The organism is Micromonospora arida, from assembly GCF_042873195.1.
In the GTDB taxonomy this organism is placed as follows: Bacteria; Actinomycetota; Actinomycetes; order Mycobacteriales; family Micromonosporaceae; genus Micromonospora; species Micromonospora arida.
On sequence record NZ_JBIALC010000005.1, the window covers coordinates 291,387 to 313,253 of the forward strand.

Sequence of the window (21,867 nt, forward strand, 5' to 3'; positions counted from 1 at the left end):
ACGTCGGCCGCCAACTCTAGGGCCCGCTCGTGGCCGTCAAGGGACCGGAGGTGGCCGTCGGGGAGCCGGCCGCTCGGTAACCCAGGGGCGGTGCGCCGCCGGGCTGCCTATCCTTGGGCACGACATGCAGAATCCAACCGCCTCCGTCGCGTCCGACCCCGTTCGCGAGTTGCACCGCCGCCTCACACCTCTGATGTTCCGCGACCAGCGCCGGCTCCAGCGGCGACTGGATGGTGCCCGCAAGCTGCGCGACCCGCAGCGTCGGGAGGCGGCGCTGACCGAGATCACCGCCGACCTGGTCCGGGCCGAGCAGCGGCTCGCCGCCCGGCAGGCGGCGGTGCCCGTGATCACGTACCCGGTGGGCTTGCCGGTCAGTGAGCGCAAGGACGACATCGCCGCTGCCATCCGCGATCACCAGGTGGTGATCGTGGCGGGCGAGACCGGCTCCGGCAAGACCACCCAGATCCCCAAGATCTGTCTGGAGTTGGGGCGCGGGGTGCACGGCCTGATCGGGCACACCCAGCCCCGGCGGTTGGCCGCCCGGACGGTGGCCGACCGGATCGCCGACGAGCTGGGCACCGAGTTGGGCGACGTGGTCGGCTACAAGGTGCGCTTCACCGACCAGGTCAGCGAGCGCAGCCTGGTGAAGCTGATGACCGACGGCATCCTGCTGGCCGAGTTGCAGACCGACCGGATGTTGCGCCAGTACGACACGCTGATCATCGACGAGGCGCACGAGCGCAGCCTCAACATCGACTTCATCCTCGGGTACCTGCGGGAGCTGCTGCCCCGACGACCCGACCTCAAGGTGATCATCACCTCGGCGACCATCGAGACCGACCGGTTCGCCCGGCACTTCGCCGGGCCACCCACGGCCGACGAGCCGGAGGGCGTGCCCGCGCCGGTGGTCGAGGTCTCGGGGCGTACCTACCCGGTGGAGGTGCGCTACCGGCCCCTCGTCGAGCTCGCCGAGGGCGAGGAGGACGGCGACGGCGACGAGGAGACCGTCCGCGACCAGATCCAGGCGATCGGTGACGCCGTCGAGGAGTTGGCCGCCGAGGGCCCCGGCGACATCCTGGTCTTCCTCAGCGGTGAGCGGGAGATCCGGGACACCGCCGACGCGCTGGGCAAGCTGGTGCAGAAGAAGCGAACGCTCCTCGGCACCGAGATCCTGCCGTTGTACGCGCGGCTCTCCTCCGCCGAGCAGCACCGGGTCTTCGCCGCGCACTCCTCGCGCCGGGTGGTGCTCGCCACCAACGTCGCGGAGACCTCGCTGACCGTGCCCGGCATCAAGTACGTGGTGGACCCGGGCACCGCCCGCATCTCCCGCTACTCCAGCCGGCTCAAGGTGCAGCGGCTGCCGATCGAGCCGATCTCCCAGGCGTCGGCCAACCAGCGCAAGGGCCGGTGTGGCCGTACCTCGGACGGCATCTGCATCCGCCTCTACGACGAGCAGGACTTCCTCTCCCGGCCCGAGTTCACCGACCCGGAGATCCTGCGGACCAACCTGGCGTCGGTCATCCTCCAGATGACCGCGATCGGGCTCGGCGACCTCGCCGCGTTCCCGTTCATCGACCCACCGGACAAGCGCAACATCACCGACGGCGTCAACCTGCTGCACGAGCTGGGCGCGTTGGACCCGACCGAGGCCGACCCGGCGAAGCGACTCACCTCGCTCGGCCGGCGGCTGGCCCAGTTGCCGGTCGACCCGCGCCTGGCCCGGATGGTGGTCGAGGGCGAACGCAACGGTTGCGCCACCGAGGTGCTGGTGATCGCCGCCGCGCTCTCCATCCAGGACCCCCGGGAGCGGCCGGCGGAGAAGCAGGCTCAGGCCGACCAGGCGCACGCCCGGTTCGCCGACAAGGAGTCGGACTTCGTCGCGTACCTCAACCTGTGGCGCTACCTGCGCGAGCAGCAGCGGGAGCTGTCCTCCAGCGCATTCCGCCGGATGTGCAAGGCGGAGTACCTGAACTACCTGCGCATCCGCGAGTGGCAGGACATCGTCAGCCAACTGCGCCAGGTGCTGCGTACCCCGTCCGACGGCGACCGGCGTGGCGGGCGGCCGGCGCGCGACACCTCGGACGACGCGGACGCCGGCCGGGGCCGCCGGGGTGGCGCGGACCTGCCGGAGGAGATCGACACCCCGAAGGTGCACCAGTCGCTGCTGCCCGGCCTGTTGTCGCACATCGGCCTGAAGGACGCCCAGAAACACGAGTACCTGGGGGCGCGGGGAGCGAAGTTCGCGCTCTTCCCCGGGTCGGCGTTGTTCAAGAAGCCGCCGCGCTGGGTGATGGCCGCCGAGTTGGTGGAGACCTCCCGGCTGTGGGGGCGCATCGCCGGCCGGGTCGAGCCGGAGTGGGTCGAGCCGCTGGCGCAACACCTGGTCAAGCGCAGCTACAGCGAACCGCACTGGGAGAAGAAGCAGGCCGCGGTGATGGCCTACGAGAAGGTCACCCTGTACGGCGTCCCGCTGGTCAGCTCCCGCAAGGTCAACTTTGGGCGGATCGACCCGACGCTGAGCCGGGAGCTGTTCATCCGGCACGCCCTCGTCGAGGGCGACTGGCAGACCCACCACCAGTTCTGGGCGGACAACAAGCGGCTGCTCGCCGAAATCGAGGAGTTGGAGAGCCGGGCCCGACGCCGGGACATCCTGGTCGACGACGAGACCATCTTCGGCTTCTACGACCAGCGGATCCCGGCCGACGTGTCCTCCGGCCGGCACTTCGACAGCTGGTGGAAGAAGACCCGCCGCGAGCAACCCGACCTGCTCACCTTCACCCGTGACCTGCTGATCAACGACGGCCGACCGGGGGTGGACGAGGACGACTACCCGGACGAGTGGCAGGCCGACGGAGTGCGCCTGCCACTGACCTACCGGTTCGAGCCGGGCACGCCGGACGACGGCGTCACGGTGGACATTCCGCTGCCGCTGCTCAACCAGGTGCCGGCGGAGACCTTCGACTGGCAGGTGCCGGGGCTGCGCGAGGAGACGGTGATCGCGCTGATCCGCTCGCTGCCCAAGGCGATCCGCCGCAACTTCGTCCCGGTGCCGGACTACGCCAGGGCCGCCCTGGCGGCGATCACTCCCGGCGAGGAGTCGCTGCTGGACGCGCTCACCCGGCAGCTGCGCCGGATGACCGGGGTGACCGTGCCCCGCGACGCCTGGGAGCCGGGCAAGCTCCCGGCGCACCTGCGGGTGACCTTCCGGGTCCTCGGCGACGACGAGAAGCCGGTCGCCGAGGGCAAGGACCTGCCGGCCCTGCAACGCCAACTCCGCCAGGAGGTACGCCAGGTGGTGGCGGCCGCCGCACCGGAGGTGGCCCGGACGGGCCTGCGCGAGTGGAGCATCGGCACGCTGCCCCGCACCATCGAGCAGGTCCGCGCCGGTTACGCGGTTACCGCGTACCCGGCGCTGGTCGACGAGGGCGCCACGGTCGGGGTGAAGGTGTTCGACTCCCCCGCCGAGGCGGAGGCGGCGCACTGGGCCGGCATCCGCCGGCTGCTGCGGCTGACCGTGCCGTCCCCGGCGCGGTTCCTGCAGGGGCGGCTGGACAACGAGGCGAAGCTGGCGTTGAGCCGCAACCCGCACGGCGGCGTGCAGGAGCTGATCGAGGATGCGGCGGGCGCCGCCATCGACCGGCTGATCGGTGTGGCCGGCGGGCCGGCGTGGGACGCCGACGGCTTCGCGGCCCTGCGCGAGAAGGTCCGCGCCGACCTGGTCGACACCGTCGTCGAGGTGATGGACCGGGTCCGCAAGGTCCTCGCCGCCGCGTACGCCGTCGAGCAGCGGCTCGGTGCGACCCGCAACCTCGCCGTGGTGGCGGCGCTGGCCGACATCCGCAGCCAGCTCGCCGGGCTGGTGCACGCCGGTTTCATCACCGAGACCGGGTACGCGCGCCTGCCCGACCTGCTGCGCTACCTCACCGCCATCGAGCGTCGGCTGGAGCGGCTGGGCGGCAACCCGCAGCGGGACCGCCAGCAGCAGGACCGGATCGCTGTGGTGCAGAAGGAGTACGCCGACCTGCTCGCCAACCTGTCGCCGGCCCGCCGCCAGGAGACGGCCGTCCGGCAGATCCGCTGGATGATCGAAGAGTTGCGGGTGAACGTCTTCGCCCAGGCGCTGGGCACCCCGTACCCCGTCTCTGAGCAGCGGATCTACCGGGCGATGGACGACGCCGAGGGCCGCTGAGCCGACGGCTGGGCCGCTGCCGACCTCTTCGCGGCGGCGGCCCCCGTCCGGCCTCTTCGCGGTGCCGGGCCCCGGCGGGTCAGGTCAGTGGCTCGACGCCCGGGGGCAGCTCGCCCCGGTCGATCGCCGACTGGATGTAGTCCAGCAGTATCCGCCGGAGTTCCCGTCCCGCGTGGGTGGGCACGATGTCGCGTCGGCGGGCCACCGCGATGGTCCGCCGCACCCCGGGCGGAGCGAGGGGGGTGATCCGCACGCCCGGGCGACGGGCCAGGACGATGCCCGGCACCAGCGCGATGCCCAGCCCCGCCTCGACGAAGCTGAGCACCGCGTCCATCTCGCCGCCGTCCACAGCGAAGGTGGGTTCGAAGCCCGCCTCCCGACACGCCTGGATGGTCGCGTCGCGCAGGTCGTACCCCTCCCGGAACATCACCATCGGCTGGTCCCGCAGGTCGGTGATCCGCAGCTCCCCGGTCAGCGACGCGGTCGCCACCTCCCCCACCGAGGCCACCACCAGGCTCTCCCGCAGGATCGGGTCGACCCGCAGCCCGGGGTCGGCCCCCTGCGCCGGCATGATGATGAGGGCCAGGTCGAGGTCGCCGCGGAGCAGGTCGCGCACCAGGTCCTGGGAGCCACCCTCCTCGACCTTGAGGTCCACCGTGGGGTGCGCGTCGCGGAAGCGGCGCAGCACCGGCGGGGCGAGCGAGGTGGCCAGGCTCGGGGTGGCGCCGAGCCGGACCCGGCCACGGCGCAACCCCACCAGTTCCTGTACCTCGCGGGTGGCGGTGTCCACGTCGGCGAGGATCCGGGTGGCCAACGGCAGCAGCACCTCACCGGCCGCCGTGAGCGCGATGTTGCCCCTTACCCGCTCGAACAGGGGCGCCCCGAGGTCGGTCTCCAGAGCGTGAATTTGCTTACTGAGAGAAGGCTGAGTGATGCCTACGAGATCGGCGGCTTGGGTGAAATGTCGTACTTCGGCCACCGCGACGAAGTACCGGAGCTGATGGAGCTGCATCTACATAGCCTACGGCTATCAACACTGCGAGTTTGATGCATTGGACGACTGATCGAAGTGCTCCTAGCGTCGGTTGCGTGGTAATGACGAAAACTCGGTCGCCCATCCGCTCGAACGTCGGCCTCAAGGCCGTCATGGCGGTGACGGGCATCCTGCTGGCGCTGTTCCTCATCGCCCACATGCTCGGCAACCTGAAGGTGTTCACGGGGGAGACCTCGTTCGACCACTACGCGCACTGGCTGCGCGACATCGGCAAGCCACTGCTGCCCGGCGTCTGGTTCCTGTGGATCCTGCGCACCGTGCTGGTCGTGGCGGTCGTCGCCCACATCGTGGCCGCCACCGTGCTGGCCCGGCGGGCCCGCGCCGCCCGCCCGGTCAAGTACGCCCACCGCAAGAAGGTCAACGGCAGCTACGCGGCCCGCACGATGCGCTGGGGTGGCGTGATCATCCTGCTCTTCGTGATCTACCACCTGCTGGACCTGACCACCGGCACGCTGAACCCGGTCGGCGACGCCAGCAAGCCGTACGGCAACGTCGTCGCCGACTTCGCCCCGGAGCGCTGGTACGTCACGCTCTTCTACACGCTCGCCATCCTCGCGGTGGGCTTCCACCTGCGCCACGGCGCGTTCAGCGCGTTCCGCAGCCTCGGCCAGCAGACGCCCCGTGGCGAGCGCAGGGCTCGTACCGCGGCTCTGATCTTCGCCGTGCTGCTCTGCGCCGGGTACCTGGTGGTCCCGTTCGCCGTACTCACCGGATTGGTGTCCTGACATGGAACTCTTCACCGAGGGCGACCCGATCGCCGACACCAAGGCTCCCGCCGGCCCGGTCGAGAAGCGTTGGGAGACCCGGCGCTTCGAGGCCAAGCTGGTCAACCCCGCCAACCGCCGCAAGATGACGGTGATCGTGGTCGGCACCGGCCTGGCCGGCGGCTCCGCCGCCGCGACCCTGGCCGAGCAGGGCTACCACGTCAAGTCCTACTGCTACCAGGACAGCCCGCGGCGTGCGCACTCCATCGCGGCACAGGGCGGCATCAACGCGGCGAAGAACTACCGCAACGACGGCGACTCCGTGCACCGGCTCTTCTACGACACCGTCAAGGGCGGCGACTTCCGCTCCCGGGAATCGAACGTGCACCGGCTCGCCGAGGTGTCCGTCAACATCATCGACCAGTGCGTCGCCCAGGGGGTGCCGTTCGCCCGCGAGTACGGCGGCCTGCTGGACACCCGCTCCTTCGGTGGCGCCCAGGTGCAGCGCACCTTCTACGCCCGGGGCCAGACGGGCCAGCAGCTGCTGCTCGGCGCGTACCAGGCCCTCGAGCGGCAGATCGGCCTGGGCAACGTGGAGATGAACACCCGGCACGAGATGCTGGAGCTGGTCCTGGTGGACGGCAAGGCCCGGGGCATCGTCGTCCGGGACATGATCACCGGCGAGATCAGCACCGAGATGGCCGACGCCGTCGTCCTCGCGTCCGGCGGCTACGGCAACGTCTTCTACCTCTCCACCAACGCCAAGGGCTGCAACGTCACCGCCACCTGGCGGGCACACCGCAAGGGCGCGTACTTCGCCAACCCCTGCTACACGCAGATCCACCCGACCTGCATCCCGGTCTCCGGCGACCACCAGTCGAAGCTGACCCTGATGAGCGAGTCGCTGCGCAACGACGGCCGGGTCTGGGTGCCGAAGACCAAGGGTGACGACCGCAGCCCGAAGGACATCCCGGAGGACGAGCGGGACTACTACCTGGAGCGGATCTACCCCTCCTTCGGCAACCTGGTCCCCCGCGACATCGCCTCCCGCGCCGCGAAGAACGTGTGCGACGAGGGTCGGGGCGTCGGGCCGACCAAGCTCGGTGTCTACCTCGACTTCGCCGACGCGATCGGCCGGCTCGGCCGCAAGGCCATCGAGGCCAAGTACGGCAACCTCTTCGAGATGTACGAGCGGATCACCGGCGAGGACCCGTACGAGGTGCCGATGCGCATCTACCCCGCCGTGCACTACACGATGGGTGGCCTGTGGGTCGACTACGACCTCCAGTCGAACATCCCCGGCCTGTTCGTGATCGGCGAGGCGAACTTCTCCGACCACGGCGCGAACCGGCTCGGCGCCTCGGCGCTGATGCAGGGCCTCGCCGACGGCTACTTCGTGCTGCCCACCACCATCGCCAACTACCTGGCCTCCGGTCCGCTGGAGAAGGTCGACGCCAGCCACCCGGCGGCCGTCGAGGCGCGCACCGACGTCGAGGACCGCGTCCAGCGGCTGCTCGCTGTCGACGGCGACCGGACCGTGGACTCGTTCCACCGCGAACTGGGCCAGATCATGTGGGAACACTGCGGCATGGAGCGCAGCGAGGCCGGGCTGCGCAAGGCGATCGACGAGATCCGTGCCCTGCGCGAGCAGTTCTGGCAGCGGGTCAAGGTGTCCGGCACCGGCGAGGAACTCAACCAGTCGCTGGAGAAGGCCGGCCGGGTGGCCGACTTCTTCGAACTGGCCGAGCTGATGTGCATCGACGCCCTGCACCGCGAGGAGTCCTGCGGCGGCCACTTCCGGGCCGAGCACCAGACCCCCGACGGTGAGGCGCAGCGCGACGACGACCGGTTCGCGTACGTGGCAGCCTGGGAGTTCACCGCCGACGGCGAGCCCTCGGTGCTGCACAAGGAAGACCTGAAGTTCGAATACGTCCACCCCACGCAGCGGAGCTACAAGTGAACCTGACCCTGCGCATCTGGCGCCAGAAGGGCCCTGAGGACAAGGGTCGGATGGTGACCTACCCGGTCGACGACGTGTCCCCGGACATGTCGTTCCTGGAGATGCTCGACGTGCTCAACGAGCGGCTGATCCTCGCGGGCGAGGACCCGGTGGCGTTCGACCACGACTGCCGCGAGGGCATCTGCGGCATGTGCGGCCTGATGATCAACGGCGACGCGCACGGGCCGCAACGCGGCACCACCGCGTGCCAACTGCACATGCGGCAGTTCAAGGACGGCGAGACGATCGACATCGAGCCATGGCGGGCCAGCGCCTTCCCGGTGGTCAAGGACCTGGTCGTCAACCGGGGCGCCTTCGACAAGATCATCGCGGCTGGCGGCTACGTCACCGCGCCGACCGGCAGCGCACCCGAAGCCCACTCCACCCCGGTGGCCAAGGCCAACGCCGACGCCGCCTTCGAGTCGGCGGCCTGCATCGGCTGCGGCGCCTGCGTGGCAGCCTGCCCGAACGGCTCCGGCATGCTCTTCACCGCCGCCAAGCTCACCCAGCTCTCGCTGCTGCCACAGGGCCAGCCCGAGCGCTACACCCGGGTGATCGGCATGGTCGACGCGCACGACGAGGCCGGCTTCGGCGGCTGCACCAACGCGGGTGAATGCACCCCGGCCTGCCCGAAGGGCATCCCGCTGAACACCATCGGCCGGCTCAACCGCGACTACCTCGCGGCCACCGCCAAGGGAGCCAACAACACCCCCGGTTCCTGAGGGTCCGCCGTACCACGCCAGACCGCCGTATCCCGCTTTCCCCGGGGGTACGGCGGTCTCTGCTCGCGGTGGGGGGCTGGGGCGACCGTCCGCGGCTCCGGGCGGTCAGGCTTGATCCCTGCACCGGGGACGGCCGCCCCCAGACTCGCACCGCAACCACCGCCAAGCCCGAGGCCAGCCCGAGAGACACGCCAGGGACAGGCCGCCGGTTCAAGTGCCCGAGCGCGGGTAGCAGTCTTTCGAGACGGCAGCGTGAAGGGGATGAGGGACATGAAGGCGCTCACCTGGCAGGGCAAGCGGGACGTACGGGTCGAGGAGGTGCCGGACCCTCGGATCGAGGAGCCGACCGACGCGATCGTGAAGATCACCTCGACCGCGATCTGCGGTTCCGACCTGCACCTCTACGAGGTGCTCGGGCCGTACCTGAAGCCGGGTGACGTCCTGGGTCACGAGCCGATGGGCGTCGTCGAGGAGGTCGGGTCGGAGGTGAACGGGCTCAAGCCGGGCGACCGGGTGGTGGTGCCGTTCAACATCGCCTGCGGCAGTTGCTGGATGTGCTCGCGCCAGCTCTACGCGCAGTGCGAGACCACCCAGGTCACCAGCGAGGGCAAGGGCGCGTCCCTGTTCGGCTACACCTCGCTCTACGGTTCGGTGCCGGGCGGGCAGGCCGAGTACCTGCGCGTCCCGCAGGCCCAGTTCGGGCCGATCAAGATCCCGCAGACCGGCGCGGACGAGCGCTACCTCTACCTGTCCGACATTCTGCCCACCGCCTGGCAGGCGGTGAAGTACGCGGACACCCCACAAGGCGGCACCCTGGCCGTCTTCGGCCTGGGTCCGGTCGGGCAGTTCTGCGCGCGGATCGGCCGCCACCTCGGCGCGGGCCGGGTGATCGGGCTGGACCTGGTTCCCGAGCGGCTGGAGTTGGCCCGCCGGCACGGCATCGAGGTGCTCGACGTGAGCCAGCTGTCCGACGTGCCGGGCGCGTTGATCGATCTGGTCGACGGCCGCGGCCCGGACGCGGTGATCGACGCGGTCGGGATGGAGGCGCACGGTTCGCCGGCGGGGAAGTTGGCCCAGACCGCCGCCGGGCTGTTGCCGGACAAACTGGCCCAGACGATGACCGACCGGGCGGGCGTGGACCGGCTGTCCGTCCTGCACGCCGCGCTCAAGGCGGTTCGCCGTGGCGGCACCGTGTCGCTGTCCGGGGTGTACGGCGGCGAGGCGGACCCGATGCCGCTGATGGAGATGTTCGACCGGGGTATCCAGTTGCGGATGGGGCAGTGCCACGTGCGCCGGTGGACCGACGAGATCCTGCCGCTGCTCTCCGGCGACGACGACCCGCTGGGCGTGGAGGACCTGCGTACCCACCGGTTGCCGCTGGCCCGGGCGCCGCAGGCGTACGAGATGTTCCAGAAGAAGGAGGACGGCTGCATCAAGGTCGTGCTCGAACCATGAGTGCGAGAGTGCCGTGAGCCGGGTGGTCGTGATCGTTGGCGCGAGCAGCGGGATCGGCCGGGCGACGGCCCGGGCGTTCGCCGAGCGCGGCGACCGCCTGGTCCTCGCCGCTCGCGCCACCACGACCCTGGCCGAGGTACGCAAGGAGTGCGCCGACGTCGACGTGCTGACCGTGCCGACCGACGTGACCGAGCCGGACGCGCTGGACGCGCTCGCGGGCGCCGCGATCGACCGCTTCGGCCGCGTCGACGTGTGGGTGCACACGGCGGCGGTGATGGCCTACGGTCGCTTCGACGAGTTGCCGGAACGGGTCTTCGACCAGGTGGTACGGACCGATCTGCTCGGCGCGGCCGGCTCGGTGCGGGTGGCACTGCGGCACTTCCGGGCCACCGGGGCCGGCACGGTGATCCTCACCGGTTCGGTGCTCGGACACATCACCGCGCCGTACATGAGCGCGTACGTGGCGAGCAAGTGGGGGTTGCAGGGTCTGGCCCGGACGGTGCAGCAGGAGTTGCGCGACAGCCCGGAGATCCGGCTGTGTCTGGTCAACCCGGGCAGCGTGGACACACCGGTGTACCAGCAGGCGGCCAACTACCTGGGCCGGATCGGGCGACCTCCGCCGCCGGTCGCCGGCCCGCAGCGGGTGGCCCGGGCCATCGTGGACTGTGTGGACCGGCCCCGCCGGGAGGTGTCGGTGGGCCGGCTCAACGTGGTGCTGCGGGCCGGCTTCACCGTACTGCCGGGGATCTACGACGTCCTCGTCGGGCCGTTGATGCGGGCGGCGGGCCTGAGTGGACGGTCGGTCGCCGCGCACGACGGCTCGGTCTTCGCCGCGAACCCGGCCGGCGAGGCGGTACGCGGCGGCCACCTGCCAGACCTGCGGCAACTCGTGTCCGGGCCGGTGGTGGCGGTGGGCGCCGCGCTGCGTCGACGGTTCGGTTGACCTGTTCGGGACTGTTCGGGACAAATTCGGGGGCATCGTGCATCGATCAACTCGCCTAGGGTGGTGGGCCAGCAAGCGCTCTGGCACACCACGATCGGGGAGACGATTGACCATGCGACTGAACCGCAGAACGGCACTCGGGTTGGGCACTGTGGCCACCGCCGGCACGGTGCTGGGCGCTGCCGCCCCGGCCAGCGCCGCCGAGAGCACCGAGGCGTCGCCGACCACCCCCGCTCGGGCCGCCCGCCGGGTCGCCTCCGTCTTCACCAAGCACAGCGCCGAGGCCGGCGGCAACTGGCAGGCGTACGTCAGCGTCGCCGACCCGGCCGGTGCGCCGGTGGTAGCGGTCGAGGCTGACGCGGACCGGCGGATCGAGGCGTACAGCGTCAACAAGATCGCCGTCGCCACGGCGGTGCTCGACAAGGTCGACCGTGGGCTGCTCACCCTGGACCAGCAGGTCGAGGTGAGCTCGACGATCGTCGTACCGGGCGGTGACGGCATCTTCAGCCTGGACGGCGCGTACCCGAGCCTGGTGACCATCGGGCATGTGCTGGCCAACCTGCTGACCGTCTCGGACGACACGGCAGTGCGGCTGTGCGGGCTGGTCGCCCCGGCCGCCGAGATCAACTCCATCCTGGTCGCCAAGGGTTTCCCGAACACCCAGGTCCAGCCGGTGGCCAACCCGAACCGGTTCTTCCTCGGCACCAGCACCCCCCGGGAGACGCACGACCTGCTGCGCGCCCTGGTCGCCGGCACGCTGCTCTCCCCCGCCTCGACGACGTACCTGTTGGGCATCCTGCGCTCCCCGGTGGCGTTCACCGACGGCATTCGGCGCACCATGTCCTCCGACGAGCGGGCCCGGATCGCCACCAAGGCCGGCTGGTACGCCGACGCCCGGCACGAGGCCGGCGTGATCTTCGACCGCTCCGGCGCGGCGGTGCTCACCTACGCCCTCTTCGCCGACGGGCAGGCCAACCCGGAGGACTTCGGCGCGACCCACCCGGCGGTGCAGGCCCGGGCCGCCATGGGCCCGAAGTTCCTGGCCGCGGTGGACCGGATCGCGGGTGTGGGCAGGACGTTCCGGATCACCGCCCGACGCCCCAGCAACGGCGGCTAGGGCACCCACTGAGTCCGTCCCGGGTCGGTCGCCGCTGCCGGCGACCGACCCGGCGTGGCGACCACCGAGGCACGGGTCGGTCCGGGTGACTACCGTGTAGGGCGGACACGTCGGAGGGACGGCAATGGCACGAGCGCAGAACACGGACGTCGAACGGTCGCTCGGGCGGCGGATGCGGGGCGCCGCTGGCCTGGCCGCGCTGGCCGGCCTGGCGTGGGTCGCCCGGGATGTGCCGGCGGCGCTGGGTGGCCGGCTCAGCGGGGCGCGGGCCGAACGGGCGGCCCGCTCGCCGCAGTTCCGCGAGGGCACCTTCCACAACCGGGCCGGCACCCGCACGATGATCGCCGAGCCGGGGCGCAACCTGGTCCGCGAGCTGATCTTCGGCAAGCAGAAGCGGCGTCCGACCGTGGCCGTCCCGCTGCTGCGCCCCAGCGCCGGCGGGCCGGAGGCCACCGACACCACCGACGAGCTCAACATCGTCTGGTACGGCCACGCCTCGACCCTGATCGAGATCGAGGGCCGGCGGGTGCTGCTCGACCCGGTCTGGAGCGAGCGGTGCTCCCCCTCGGGCCTGGTCGGCCCGCGCCGGCTGCACGAGCCACCGGTGGGCATCGACGAGCTGCCCCCGCTGGACGCCATCCTGATCTCGCACGACCACTACGACCACCTCGACATGGCCACCGTGCGGGCGCTGCTCGCCGGGCAGTCCGCGCCGTTCCTGGTGCCGCTCGGCGTGGGCGCACACCTGGACCGCTGGGGCGTACCCGCCGAACGGATCATCGAGCTGGACTGGTCCGAGTCGCACCAGGTGGCCGGCTTGGAGATCACCGCCACCGCCGCCCAGCACTTCTCCGGCCGAGGGCTGCGCCGCGACGGCACGCTCTGGAGTTCGTGGGTGGTGGCCGGGGCGCACCGCAAGGTCTTCTACACCGGCGACTCCGGCTACTTCGACGGGTACGCCGAGATCGGCGCCGAGCACGGGCCGTTCGACGTGACGCTGATGCAGATCGGCGCGTACGACCGGGCCTGGCCGACGATCCACATGTTCCCGGAGGAGGCGGTCAGCGCCCACCTCGACCTGCGCGGTGGGCTGTTCGTGCCGGTGCACTGGGCGACGTTCAACCTGGCCCTGCACGACTGGTCCGAGCCGGTCGACCGGCTGTGGGCCGAAGCGAAGGCCCGCGACGTGCGGCTCGCCGTCCCCCGGCCGGGCGAGCGGGTGGTGGTCGACGACCCGCCCGCCGTCGACGGCTGGTGGCAGGCCGTCGCCTGAGTCAGGCCAGGCAGGCCGTCGCCTGAGTCAGGCCAGGCAGGCATCGCCTGAGGCAGGCCGTCGCAGCGTCGCCTGACGTCGGGTCAGAGCACGAAGGCGTCGGTCCAGAGCGCGCCGGACCGGCCGGAGAGCGCGTCCAGCATGGCCACCGCCTGACCGTCGGTGAGTTGCGCGACGAAGTCCACGATGGCTCGGCCCCGGGCACGCCCGATCCGGTCCGGGGTACGCGGGTGCAGCTCCGCCTCGGCCAGCTCGACCAGGTCGTGCAGCCGCCGGGGCAGCCGGGACTCCTCCTCCGGGTCGAGCAGCCACTCCCAGAGCGCCTCGACCAGGGTGCCCAGCAGCCGGGCCTGGCCGCGCTGGTGCAGGGCGAGATCCGGGCGGGCCAGCACGAACCAGTGGTGGACGAACTTGAGCACCTGCACCTCGTGCCACTGCGCGCAGCCCAGCAGCACGTGCCCGGAGCGCACCGACGGCTGTTCGGTGACCGTGATCGCCTCGACGAAGCGGGTGGACCAGCGGGCGGAGAACCGGGCCACGTACTGCTCGGCCTCGATCGAGCCGTCGAACGGCATCGCGAGCAGCCCGTCCACCAACTCCTCGCGGACGTGCTCCACGGCTGCGGCGAACGCGTCGTCGTCGGCGATCCAGGCGTCCTTGCGGTGCAGTTGCCGGCGTAGCCGCTCGATCGCCGCCCCGGGTCGCCGGGCGGCCGTGGCCAGCGCCGCGTCGGTGATCGCCCGCAGCTGCCCGCTCTCGCGCTGCCAGGCCATCAACTCCGCCGAGACCGAACCCTGCTGGAGCACCCCTACCCGGTAGAAGTCCTCCACGTCGTGGATGGCGTACGCGATGTCGTCGGCGGTGTCCATCACGGACGCCTCCACGGTCTGCTGCCAGTCCGGGATGCGACCGGCGAACGGCGCCCGGGCCTGCCGCAGGTCGTCCAGCTCGGTCCGGTACGCGCCGAACTTCGACGAGCCGCTCTCCGGGTCGTCCGGCGGAGGGGTGGCGCCACGCGGCGGCGGGTCCATGGTGCGCGGGTGCGGGTCGGGGTGGTCCAGGCGGGTCCACGGGTATTTCAGCATGGCCGCGCGGACCGCCGCGGTCAGGTCCAACCCGGTGGTGGCCGCGCCGCGGATCTCGGTGCTGGTGACGATGCGGTACGACTGCGCGTTGCCCTCGAAACCGTCGGGAAGGCCGAGACGCTGGCGGGCCAGCCGGTCCAGCACCCGCTCCCCCAGGTGCCCGAACGGTGGGTGGCCGAGGTCGTGGGCGAGCGCCGCCGCCTCCACCACGTCGGGGTCGCAGCCGCCGAGCTTGTCCAGCAGGTCACGCCACCGTTCGTCGGCGCTCAACCGTTCGGCGACCGCTCGGGCCACCTGGGCGACCTTCAGGCTGTGGGTGAGCCGGTTGTGCACCAGCAGCCCGGAGCCGACCGGGCTGATCACCTGGGTGACACCACCGAGGCGGGCGAAGAACGGCGAGCCGACGATCCGGTCCCGGTCGGCACGGAACGGGTTGGCCGTGAGGTCGCCGAGGGCTCGGGCGCTGCCGCCGAAGAGCCGCCGGGCGCGCGGCTCCGCAGCAGATTCCATGATCGCCACGCTAGCGCAGGCCCGACGGGACCGCCGCCGGTCACCCCGGCCGGGCGCGGTCGTTCGCTCCCCCGCCCCGGCCGGGCGCGGCGACAGCGCCGGGGCACGCCCGGCAGAATGCAGGCGTACCCGCTCTTTGAAGGCGGATCGAGTCGAAGGCGGATCGAGATCGTGACCCAGTCTGTTCATCAGCGGATCGCCGACGAGCTCGGCGTGGCCGAGCGTCAGGTGCGGGCGGCCGTGGAGCTGCTCGACGGCGGCGCCACAGTGCCGTTCATCGCCCGCTACCGCAAGGAGGCCACCGGCCTGCTCGACGACACCCAGCTGCGCACCCTGGAGGAGCGGCTGCGCTACCTGCGCGAGCTGGACGAGCGGCGGGCCGCGGTGCTGGAGTCGATCCGCGGCCAGGGCAAGTTGGACGAGGCACTGGAAGCGCAGATCATGGCCGCCGACTCGAAGTCCCGGCTGGAGGACATCTACCTCCCGTACAAGCCGAAGCGGCGGACCCGCGCGCAGATCGCCCGCGAGGCCGGGTTGGCGCCGTTGGCCGAGACGCTGCTGGCCGACCCGGGTCAGGACCCCCGTGCCACCGCCGCCGGGTTCGTCGATGAGGAGAAGGGCGTCGCCGACGCCGCCGCCGCGCTGGAGGGCGCCCGGGCCATCCTCATCGAGACCTTCGCGGAGGACGCCGACCTGATCGGCACGCTGCGCGAGCAGATGTGGTCGCGGGGCCGGCTGGTTTCCCGGGTACGCGAGGGCCAGGAGGCGGCCGGCGCGAAGTTCGCCGACTACTTCGACTTCTCCGAGCCGTACCCGAAGCTGCCCTCGCACCGGATCCTGGCGATGTTCCGGGGCGAGAAGGAGGGCGTGCTCGACCTGACCATGGAGTCGGAGGAGGCGGGCGAGGCGGACGCCGTACCGACCGGCCCGACCCGGTACGAGGCGGCCATCGCCGGCCGGTTCGGGGTGTCCGACGCGGGCCGCCCGGCCGACCGTTGGCTGACCGACACGGTCCGCTGGGCGTGGCGTACCCGGATCCTCATCCACCTCGGCGCAGACCTGCGGATGCGGCTGTGGCAGGCGGCCGAGGAGGAAGCCGTCCGGGTCTTCGCCACCAACCTGCGGGACCTGCTGCTCGCCGCGCCGGCCGGCACCCGGCCCACGATGGGCCTGGACCCGGGCCTGCGGACCGGCGTGAAGGTGGCCGTTGTGGACGCCACCGGCAAGGTGGTCGCCACCGACACCATCTATCCGCACGAGCCGCGCCGGCAGTGGGACGCGTCGGTGGAGACCCTCGCCCGGCTGGCCGGGGCGCACGGGGTGGAGCTGATCGCGATCGGCAACGGCACGGCGTCCCGCGAGACCGACAAGCTCGCCGGTGATCTGATCGCCCGGCATCCGCAGCTCAACCTGACCAAGGTGATGGTCTCCGAGGCCGGCGCGTCGGTCTACTCCGCCTCGGCGTACGCCTCGCAGGAGCTGCCCGGGATGGACGTGTCGCTGCGCGGCGCGGTCTCCATCGCCCGCCGCCTCCAGGACCCCCTCGCGGAGCTGGTCAAGATCGACCCGCGCTCGATCGGCGTCGGCCAGTACCAGCACGACCTGTCCGAGGTGAAGCTGTCCCGGTCGCTGGACGCGGTCGTGGAGGACTGCGTGAACGCGGTCGGGGTGGACGTCAACACCGCCTCCGCACCTCTGCTGACCCGGGTCTCCGGGATCGGCGCCGGCCTGGCCGAGAACATCGTGCTGCACCGGGACGCCAACGGGCCGTTCCGTACGCGTACCGAACTGAAGAAGGTGGCCCGGCTCGGGCCAAAGGCGTTCGAGCAGTGCGCCGGCTTCCTGCGCATCCCCGGTGGCGACGACCCGCTGGACTCCTCCAGCGTGCACCCCGAGGCGTACCCGGTGGTACGCCGCATCCTCTCCACCACCGGGCAGGACCTGCGCTCGGTGATCGGCAAGAGCGGCATCCTGCGCGGGCTGCGGGCCACCGACTTCGTCGACGACCGGTTCGGCCTCCCCACCGTCACCGACATTCTCGCCGAGTTGGAGAAGCCGGGCCGGGACCCCCGCCCGGAGTTCCGCACCGCCACCTTCGTCGAGGGGGTGGAGAAGATCAGCGACCTGACGACGGGGATGGTGCTGGAGGGCGTGGTGACCAACGTGGCCGCGTTCGGCGCGTTCGTCGACGTCGGGGTGCACCAGGACGGTCTGGTGCACGTCTCGGCGATGTCCCGGACCTTCGTGAAGGACCCCCGCGAGGTGGTGAAGTCCGGCGACGTGGTCAAGGTCCGGGTGCTCGACGTGGACGTACCCCGAAAGCGGATCTCGCTGACCCTGCGCCTGGACGACGAGCCCGCCGCCGGTGGTGGCGGCGGCAGCCGGAGCGGTCAGGACGGTCGAGGCCCGGCGCAGCGCGCGCCGCAGGGCGGTCGGGGCGCAGCCGGTGATCCGCAGGGCGGTCGGGGCGCAGCCGGTGGTCCGCAGGGCGGTCGCGGCGGGCAGCAGCGGCAGGGCGCGCCGGCACCGGCCAACGACGCGATGGCGGAAGCCCTGCGGCGCGCCGGATTGGCCTGACCCCGGTCAACCGGCGTGAGCGAGCGACCGAAACGCCCATGCCACAGCAGATCTTGGACAACTTCCGTTCGTATGAAACGGAAACTGTCCAAGATCTGGATCCATCGGGCCGTGGAGTCATCGGGCCATCGAGGTGAGCCGTCCGGTTAGCTCCGGCGGCGAGTGGCGGCGCCGGAAGCGGACCGGCCCGGGAAGCGGACCGGCCCGGGAAGCGGACCGGCCCGGGAAGCGGACCGGCCCGGGAAGCGGACCGGCCCGGGAAGCGGACCGGCGCGGCAAGCGGACCGGCCCGGGAAGCGGACCGGCCCGGGAAGCAGTTCGCGCGGCCCTCCGGCAAGCGCGCAGTGCGGGTTGGAGCCGGAGCGGGAGGCGAAGGGCCGTAGGAGCGGACGGCGCGGTCTCGGGGAAATCCGCTCGCGTGGCCGTGAGGTTCGGGGTGATGATCTCGCGGTGAGGATGCACGCCGATCAGGTGGACGTGAGCGTGGACGTGGTGTCCGCGCTGGTGGCCGAGCAGTTTCCGCGGTGGCGGGGCCTGCCGGTCCGGCCGCTCCCCTCGACCGGCACGGTGAACGCCCTGTTCCGGCTCGGCCCGGACATCGTGCTGCGGTTTCCGCTGCTCCCCTCGACCGATCCCGAGCTGCGCGCCGAGCTGCGGCGCGAGCAGGAGCACGCCGTGCTGCTCGGCGGGCACCTGCCGGTCGCGGTGCCCGAACCGCTCGGCCTCGGCGAGCCGGGCGACGGGTACCCCGGGCCGTGGACGGCGTACCAGTTCATTCCGGGGCAGACGGCCCAGCCCGACCGGATCGCCGACCTCGACGTCTTCGCGCGGGACCTGGCCGGCGTGGTGACGGCACTGCGCGGCATCGACACCGGCGGGCGGATCTGGTCCGGTAACGGGCGCGGCGGGCGGCTGGCAGCCGAGGACGCCGGCGTGCGGGCCGCGCTCGCGGTCAGCGGCGCGCTCACCGACACCACCGCGCTCAGCGAGGTGTGGGAGCGGTGCCGGGACGCGCGCCGCGACGACCCCGCCGACGTGTGGATCCACGGCGACCTGATGCCGGGCAACCTTCTGGTCCGCCACGGCCGGCTGGCCGCCGTCATCGATCTGGGCGCGGTCGGCGTGGGCGACCCCGCGGTGGACCTGATGCCGGCGTGGAACCTGTTCGACGCGGGTTCCCGCGAGACGTACCGGCAGGCGTTGGGCGTGGACGACGCGACGTGGGAGCGGGGGCGCGGCTGGGCCCTGGAGCAGGCGATCAACGCGCTGCCGTACTACGTCGAGACCAATCCGGTGATGGCCGGCATCGCCCGGCAGACGCTGCGGGCCGTGCTCGTCTGAGTCGGCTCGCGTACCGTCGGCGTCGTGGGTGAGCGAGACGCCCGGGAGTGGCGGGATCAGCAGCGGCAGGCGGTGCGGGCGCACGCCGACGCGGACGCGCGGCGGCGGGCCGCCGAGCACGCGGAGGCGGCGGAGCTGGTGGCCTGGTTCGTGGCCGAGGCGACCCGGCGAGGGCTGCCCACCACGCGCCTGGTCGCCCGGGGATACGACGGGCGTGGGCGCTACCGCACGGGGCTGACCGGCTGGTACGTCGATCGGGCCGAAACCCGCGCGGTGGACGTGGCTGGCCGGTTCCACCTGCTGACCGTGCCGGGCGGTCTGCGGGCCCGACTGTTCGGCGTCGACCCGCAGCCCAGCCCGGCGCCGTTGGTCGTCGGAGCGGGGGGTCGCGACGGTGAGTCGATCCCGCTGCGGACCCTGCTCACCCGGTTGCTGAACGACGGCCCCGGCGGGCCAGGCTCCACCACCATGCCTGCCGCACCACGAGGGTGAGCAGGCCGGCCGCCTCGTCCCGCACTCGGTAGGCGGCCACCGTCACGTCCGCCGCCGCCGGCAGGGTGACCAAGAGGTCAGCGCCCGCACCGGGCTGCCGGACGTCTTCCACGGCAACGTGAGCAGTTTCAGCTGCGTGCTCCACACCGAATACCGGGAACGGTCGTTTACTCATAGAAGCGACTTCTATTATTGATTCATCCTTATATCACCGGTTCAACCTAAAGGCGCAAGTGGTGAATCTCGTACATATTAAAGAGGATCCTCACTTCTTTTCGGCAGGAACCACGCCATGCTGAGTGTTCCGCTCGCTGGCGGAATCGTGCTCGCACTCGCCGTCGGCACCCTGCTGCAGCCACTGATCCTTCGCCTGCTGAGAGCAGCCGCGGTTCTCGACATACCGTCGGAGCGTTCCTCGCACAGCACACCGATCCCGCGCGGCGGTGGCGTGGGAGTGGCCGCCGCGGCAGGGCTCGCACTTCTCCTGAACGAGCACGCACGATCCATCGCCGTACCGCTGCTCTTCTTCGCGGCGATCGGGCTCCTGGAAGACCTCCGGGGTGTCCCGATCCGCAGCCGGCTGCTTCTGCAGTTGCTCGCCGGGGTGGGCACGGCCCTGGTCCTGGTGCCCGGTGGGCAGGCGTTGTACGTCCACGTGCTTCTGGTACTCGCCTTGGCGGCCTGGCTGACCTCGTATGTGAACGCCTTCAACTTCATGGACGGCATCAACGGCATCTCGGCCGTGCACGCGATCCTCGGCGGAGTGGTGTACGCCGTACTGGGAGTGCTCACGGACCTCCCGCTGCTGACCGCGGCCGGCAGTCTGATCGCCGCCGCATCCCTGACATTCCTCCCCTGGAACGCCTGGGTCGCCAAGGTCTTTCTCGGTGACGTCGGGTCGTACGCCCTCGGCGGCGCGCTCGCCACGATCGCCGCGTACGCCGTCGTTCGCGGCACCCCGCCCGAAGCGGCCGTGGCGCCACTCGCCCTCTATCTCGCCGACACGGGCTGGACGCTCCTGTGCCGTATCCGTAACGGCGAGGCCTGGTACCACCCGCACCGCCACCATGCCTACCAGCGGCTGACCGACGGCGGGTGGTCACACCAGCGGGTCACCGTGGCGACGGCCGTCGCCGGGGCGGCGGTGGCCGGCTGCCTGGTTGCCGCGTCCTTCAGCGGACCGATCACCCGCGCCGCACTGGACGCCACGGCCCTCGCGATCCTCGCCGCCTACCTCGCTGCCCCGGGGTGGCTCGCCGCCCAGCGACGACAGCCTTCGTCGGAAGGAAGGACGATCCATGCCAGAACTGTCAGCTCAACGAGCCGGTGACCTCGCCGGCCTCCCGAGGAGCCTGCCGATCGACAAGGTCGCGGTGCTCGGCAGCAGCGGCTTCGTCGGTCGAGCGGTCGTCGCCGAGTTGGGCAACCGGGGCGTCAAGGTCCAGCCCGTCGCCGCGCCGCGCTTGTCGTGGCCGCTCACCCACGCTCTTCGCGCAGATTCGGTGCCCGCAGATCTCTACGAGGATGTCGTCGACGCACTCGCCGCGCAGCTCGACGGCGCCCAGATCGTGATCAACACGGCCGGACTACCGAACGGGTCCGCCCCGGACAGCGCGGAGTTGTACGGCGGAAACACCCTGCTACCCACACTGGTCGCCCGAGCCAGCGCTCTGGTCAACGCCAGGCGACTGGTCCACGTCAGTTCCGCGGCAGCGCAGGGGCAGATGGCGCTCGACGAGACAGCACGGACGATGCCGTTCTCGCCGTACTCGCGTTCCAAGGCAATCGGTGAACGCCTGCTGCGGCGCGAGGACTGCATCGACACTGTCATCTACCGGTCGACCTGGGTACACGACGTGGATCGGCCGAACACCCGTGCCCTCATCCGGCTCGCACAGTCGCGCGCGAGCTGCGTCGCCGGGGACGGCACCGCACCAACGCCCCAGGTCCTCATCGACGATGTCGCCGCGGCGATCACCCATCTCGGGCTCGTCGACGGATCAGTACCGCCCATCGTTCTCCAGCCCTACAACGGCATGACGACCGGGCTCCTGCTCCGCCTTCTCGGTGGTCGCGAGCCACTGCACCTTCCACCGCGGGTGGCGCGGTACGCGACGCGCTGCTTCACCGCGTACGGGCGGACGAGTCTGAACGCCAACGCGCATGCCCGTCGCGTGGAGATGCTCCTGTTCGGCAAGCGACAGGTGCCGGGCTGGCTCGCCGACCAGGGGCTGGCACCGCAGCTGCGCCCCGAGGCATGGGAGCGGCTGAGAACCGCCGGGACCGGGCCGACACCCGCCTCGTCACCGAGCGCCGAGGCCCTCGCGCGACCGAGAACAGGTGACTCGCAACCGCAGGACACCAGCGGAGCGGCCGGGGCCGACCGGTATCTGACGAAGTAGCTCC

The 21,867-nt window shown here is 71.5% G+C and carries 15 protein-coding genes; 13 read left to right on the forward strand and 2 right to left on the reverse strand.

What is annotated here, in order from left to right:
• Positions 1–124: 124 nt before the first annotated feature.
• Positions 125–4,189 carry an ATP-dependent RNA helicase HrpA gene (gene hrpA / locus ACFYP0_RS18205; protein ID WP_356980858.1) on the forward strand — a complete coding sequence of 1,355 codons (4,065 nt, stop codon included), beginning with the start codon at positions 125–127 and terminating at the stop codon, positions 4,187–4,189.
• A gap of 79 nt (positions 4,190–4,268) precedes the next feature.
• Here hrpA and ACFYP0_RS18210 read toward each other — a convergent pair whose 3' ends face one another.
• Positions 4,269–5,201 carry a LysR family transcriptional regulator gene (locus ACFYP0_RS18210; protein WP_356980860.1) on the reverse strand — a complete coding sequence of 311 codons (933 nt, stop codon included), beginning with the start codon at positions 5,199–5,201 and terminating at the stop codon, positions 4,269–4,271.
• Between the two features lie 83 nt (positions 5,202–5,284).
• On the opposite strand from ACFYP0_RS18210, the gene ACFYP0_RS18215 reads away from it, so the two are divergent.
• From ACFYP0_RS18215 to ACFYP0_RS18245, 7 genes are all read left to right on the forward strand, one after another.
• A complete protein-coding gene (locus ACFYP0_RS18215; protein WP_084597936.1) occupies positions 5,285–5,968 on the forward strand; it encodes a succinate dehydrogenase cytochrome b subunit in 684 nt (227 codons plus the stop codon).
• Position 5,969: 1 nt separating this feature from the next.
• A complete protein-coding gene (locus ACFYP0_RS18220) occupies positions 5,970–7,907 on the forward strand; it encodes a fumarate reductase/succinate dehydrogenase flavoprotein subunit (protein WP_124854306.1) in 1,938 nt (645 codons plus the stop codon).
• The gene (locus tag ACFYP0_RS18225; protein WP_124854307.1) at positions 7,904–8,668 is read left to right on the forward strand and encodes a succinate dehydrogenase/fumarate reductase iron-sulfur subunit; all 765 of its coding nucleotides are present in this window, start codon (positions 7,904–7,906) and stop codon (positions 8,666–8,668) included. Before ACFYP0_RS18220 ends, ACFYP0_RS18225 begins: the two co-directional genes overlap by 4 nt.
• Positions 8,669–8,938: 270 nt before the next feature.
• Positions 8,939–10,123, forward strand: a complete 1,185-nt coding sequence (locus ACFYP0_RS18230; protein ID WP_355501425.1) for a zinc-dependent alcohol dehydrogenase — start codon at positions 8,939–8,941, stop codon at positions 10,121–10,123.
• A 13-nt stretch (positions 10,124–10,136) separates the two neighbouring features.
• Positions 10,137–11,066: an SDR family NAD(P)-dependent oxidoreductase gene (locus ACFYP0_RS18235; RefSeq protein WP_355501337.1), complete on the forward strand. Its 930-nt coding sequence runs from the start codon at positions 10,137–10,139 to the stop codon at positions 11,064–11,066.
• A gap of 112 nt (positions 11,067–11,178) precedes the next feature.
• On the forward strand, positions 11,179–12,183 hold the full coding sequence (locus ACFYP0_RS18240; protein WP_356980863.1) for a serine hydrolase: 1,005 nt from the start codon (positions 11,179–11,181) through the stop codon (positions 12,181–12,183).
• Between the two features lie 124 nt (positions 12,184–12,307).
• Entirely contained in the window at positions 12,308–13,456 is a 1,149-nt protein-coding gene (locus ACFYP0_RS18245) for an MBL fold metallo-hydrolase (RefSeq protein WP_124854310.1), read from the forward strand.
• A gap of 83 nt (positions 13,457–13,539) precedes the next feature.
• Here the strand turns inward: ACFYP0_RS18245 and ACFYP0_RS18250 are convergent, their stop codons facing one another.
• A complete protein-coding gene (locus tag ACFYP0_RS18250; RefSeq protein WP_355501331.1) occupies positions 13,540–15,051 on the reverse strand; it encodes a deoxyguanosinetriphosphate triphosphohydrolase family protein in 1,512 nt (503 codons plus the stop codon).
• Positions 15,052–15,168: 117 nt separating this feature from the next.
• Here ACFYP0_RS18250 and ACFYP0_RS18255 point away from each other — a divergent pair, with 117 nt between their 5' ends.
• The 5 genes from ACFYP0_RS18255 to ACFYP0_RS18275 all read left to right on the forward strand — a co-directional run bounded on the left by ACFYP0_RS18255 (position 15,169) and on the right by ACFYP0_RS18275 (position 21,863).
• The gene (locus ACFYP0_RS18255; protein WP_356980867.1) at positions 15,169–17,628 is read left to right on the forward strand and encodes a Tex family protein; all 2,460 of its coding nucleotides are present in this window, start codon (positions 15,169–15,171) and stop codon (positions 17,626–17,628) included.
• Between the two features lie 456 nt (positions 17,629–18,084).
• Entirely contained in the window at positions 18,085–18,969 is an 885-nt protein-coding gene (locus ACFYP0_RS18260; protein ID WP_355501423.1) for an aminoglycoside phosphotransferase family protein, read from the forward strand.
• Between the two features lie 24 nt (positions 18,970–18,993).
• Positions 18,994–19,461, forward strand: coding sequence for a hypothetical protein (locus ACFYP0_RS18265; protein ID WP_124854592.1), 468 nt, complete (start codon positions 18,994–18,996; stop codon positions 19,459–19,461).
• 292 nt (positions 19,462–19,753) lie between these two features.
• Positions 19,754–20,791, forward strand: a complete 1,038-nt coding sequence (locus ACFYP0_RS18270; RefSeq protein WP_355501325.1) for an MraY family glycosyltransferase — start codon at positions 19,754–19,756, stop codon at positions 20,789–20,791.
• Complete coding sequence (locus ACFYP0_RS18275) at positions 20,760–21,863, forward strand: NAD-dependent epimerase/dehydratase family protein (RefSeq protein WP_355501322.1); 1,104 nt, start codon at positions 20,760–20,762, stop codon at positions 21,861–21,863. Before ACFYP0_RS18270 ends, ACFYP0_RS18275 begins: the two co-directional genes overlap by 32 nt.
• Positions 21,864–21,867 lie beyond the last annotated feature (4 nt).

Bases quoted from the DNA above. Each gene is read 5' to 3' on its own strand.
- hrpA (WP_356980858.1), top strand. From the start codon at position 125: ATGCAGAATCCAACCGCCTCCGTCGCGTCCGACCCCGTTCGCGAGTTG.
- ACFYP0_RS18210 (WP_356980860.1), bottom strand. From the start codon at position 5,201: ATGCAGCTCCATCAGCTCCGGTACTTCGTCGCGGTGGCCGAAGTACGA.
- ACFYP0_RS18215 (WP_084597936.1), top strand. From the start codon at position 5,285: ATGACGAAAACTCGGTCGCCCATCCGCTCGAACGTCGGCCTCAAGGCC.
- ACFYP0_RS18220 (WP_124854306.1), top strand. From the start codon at position 5,970: ATGGAACTCTTCACCGAGGGCGACCCGATCGCCGACACCAAGGCTCCC.
- ACFYP0_RS18230 (WP_355501425.1), top strand. From the start codon at position 8,939: ATGAAGGCGCTCACCTGGCAGGGCAAGCGGGACGTACGGGTCGAGGAG.
- ACFYP0_RS18240 (WP_356980863.1), top strand. From the start codon at position 11,179: ATGCGACTGAACCGCAGAACGGCACTCGGGTTGGGCACTGTGGCCACC.
- ACFYP0_RS18245 (WP_124854310.1), top strand. From the start codon at position 12,308: ATGGCACGAGCGCAGAACACGGACGTCGAACGGTCGCTCGGGCGGCGG.
- ACFYP0_RS18250 (WP_355501331.1), bottom strand. From the start codon at position 15,051: ATGGAATCTGCTGCGGAGCCGCGCGCCCGGCGGCTCTTCGGCGGCAGC.
- ACFYP0_RS18255 (WP_356980867.1), top strand. From the start codon at position 15,169: ATGCAGGCGTACCCGCTCTTTGAAGGCGGATCGAGTCGAAGGCGGATC.
- ACFYP0_RS18260 (WP_355501423.1), top strand. From the start codon at position 18,085: ATGCACGCCGATCAGGTGGACGTGAGCGTGGACGTGGTGTCCGCGCTG.
- ACFYP0_RS18270 (WP_355501325.1), top strand. From the start codon at position 19,754: ATGCTGAGTGTTCCGCTCGCTGGCGGAATCGTGCTCGCACTCGCCGTC.
- ACFYP0_RS18275 (WP_355501322.1), top strand. From the start codon at position 20,760: ATGCCAGAACTGTCAGCTCAACGAGCCGGTGACCTCGCCGGCCTCCCG.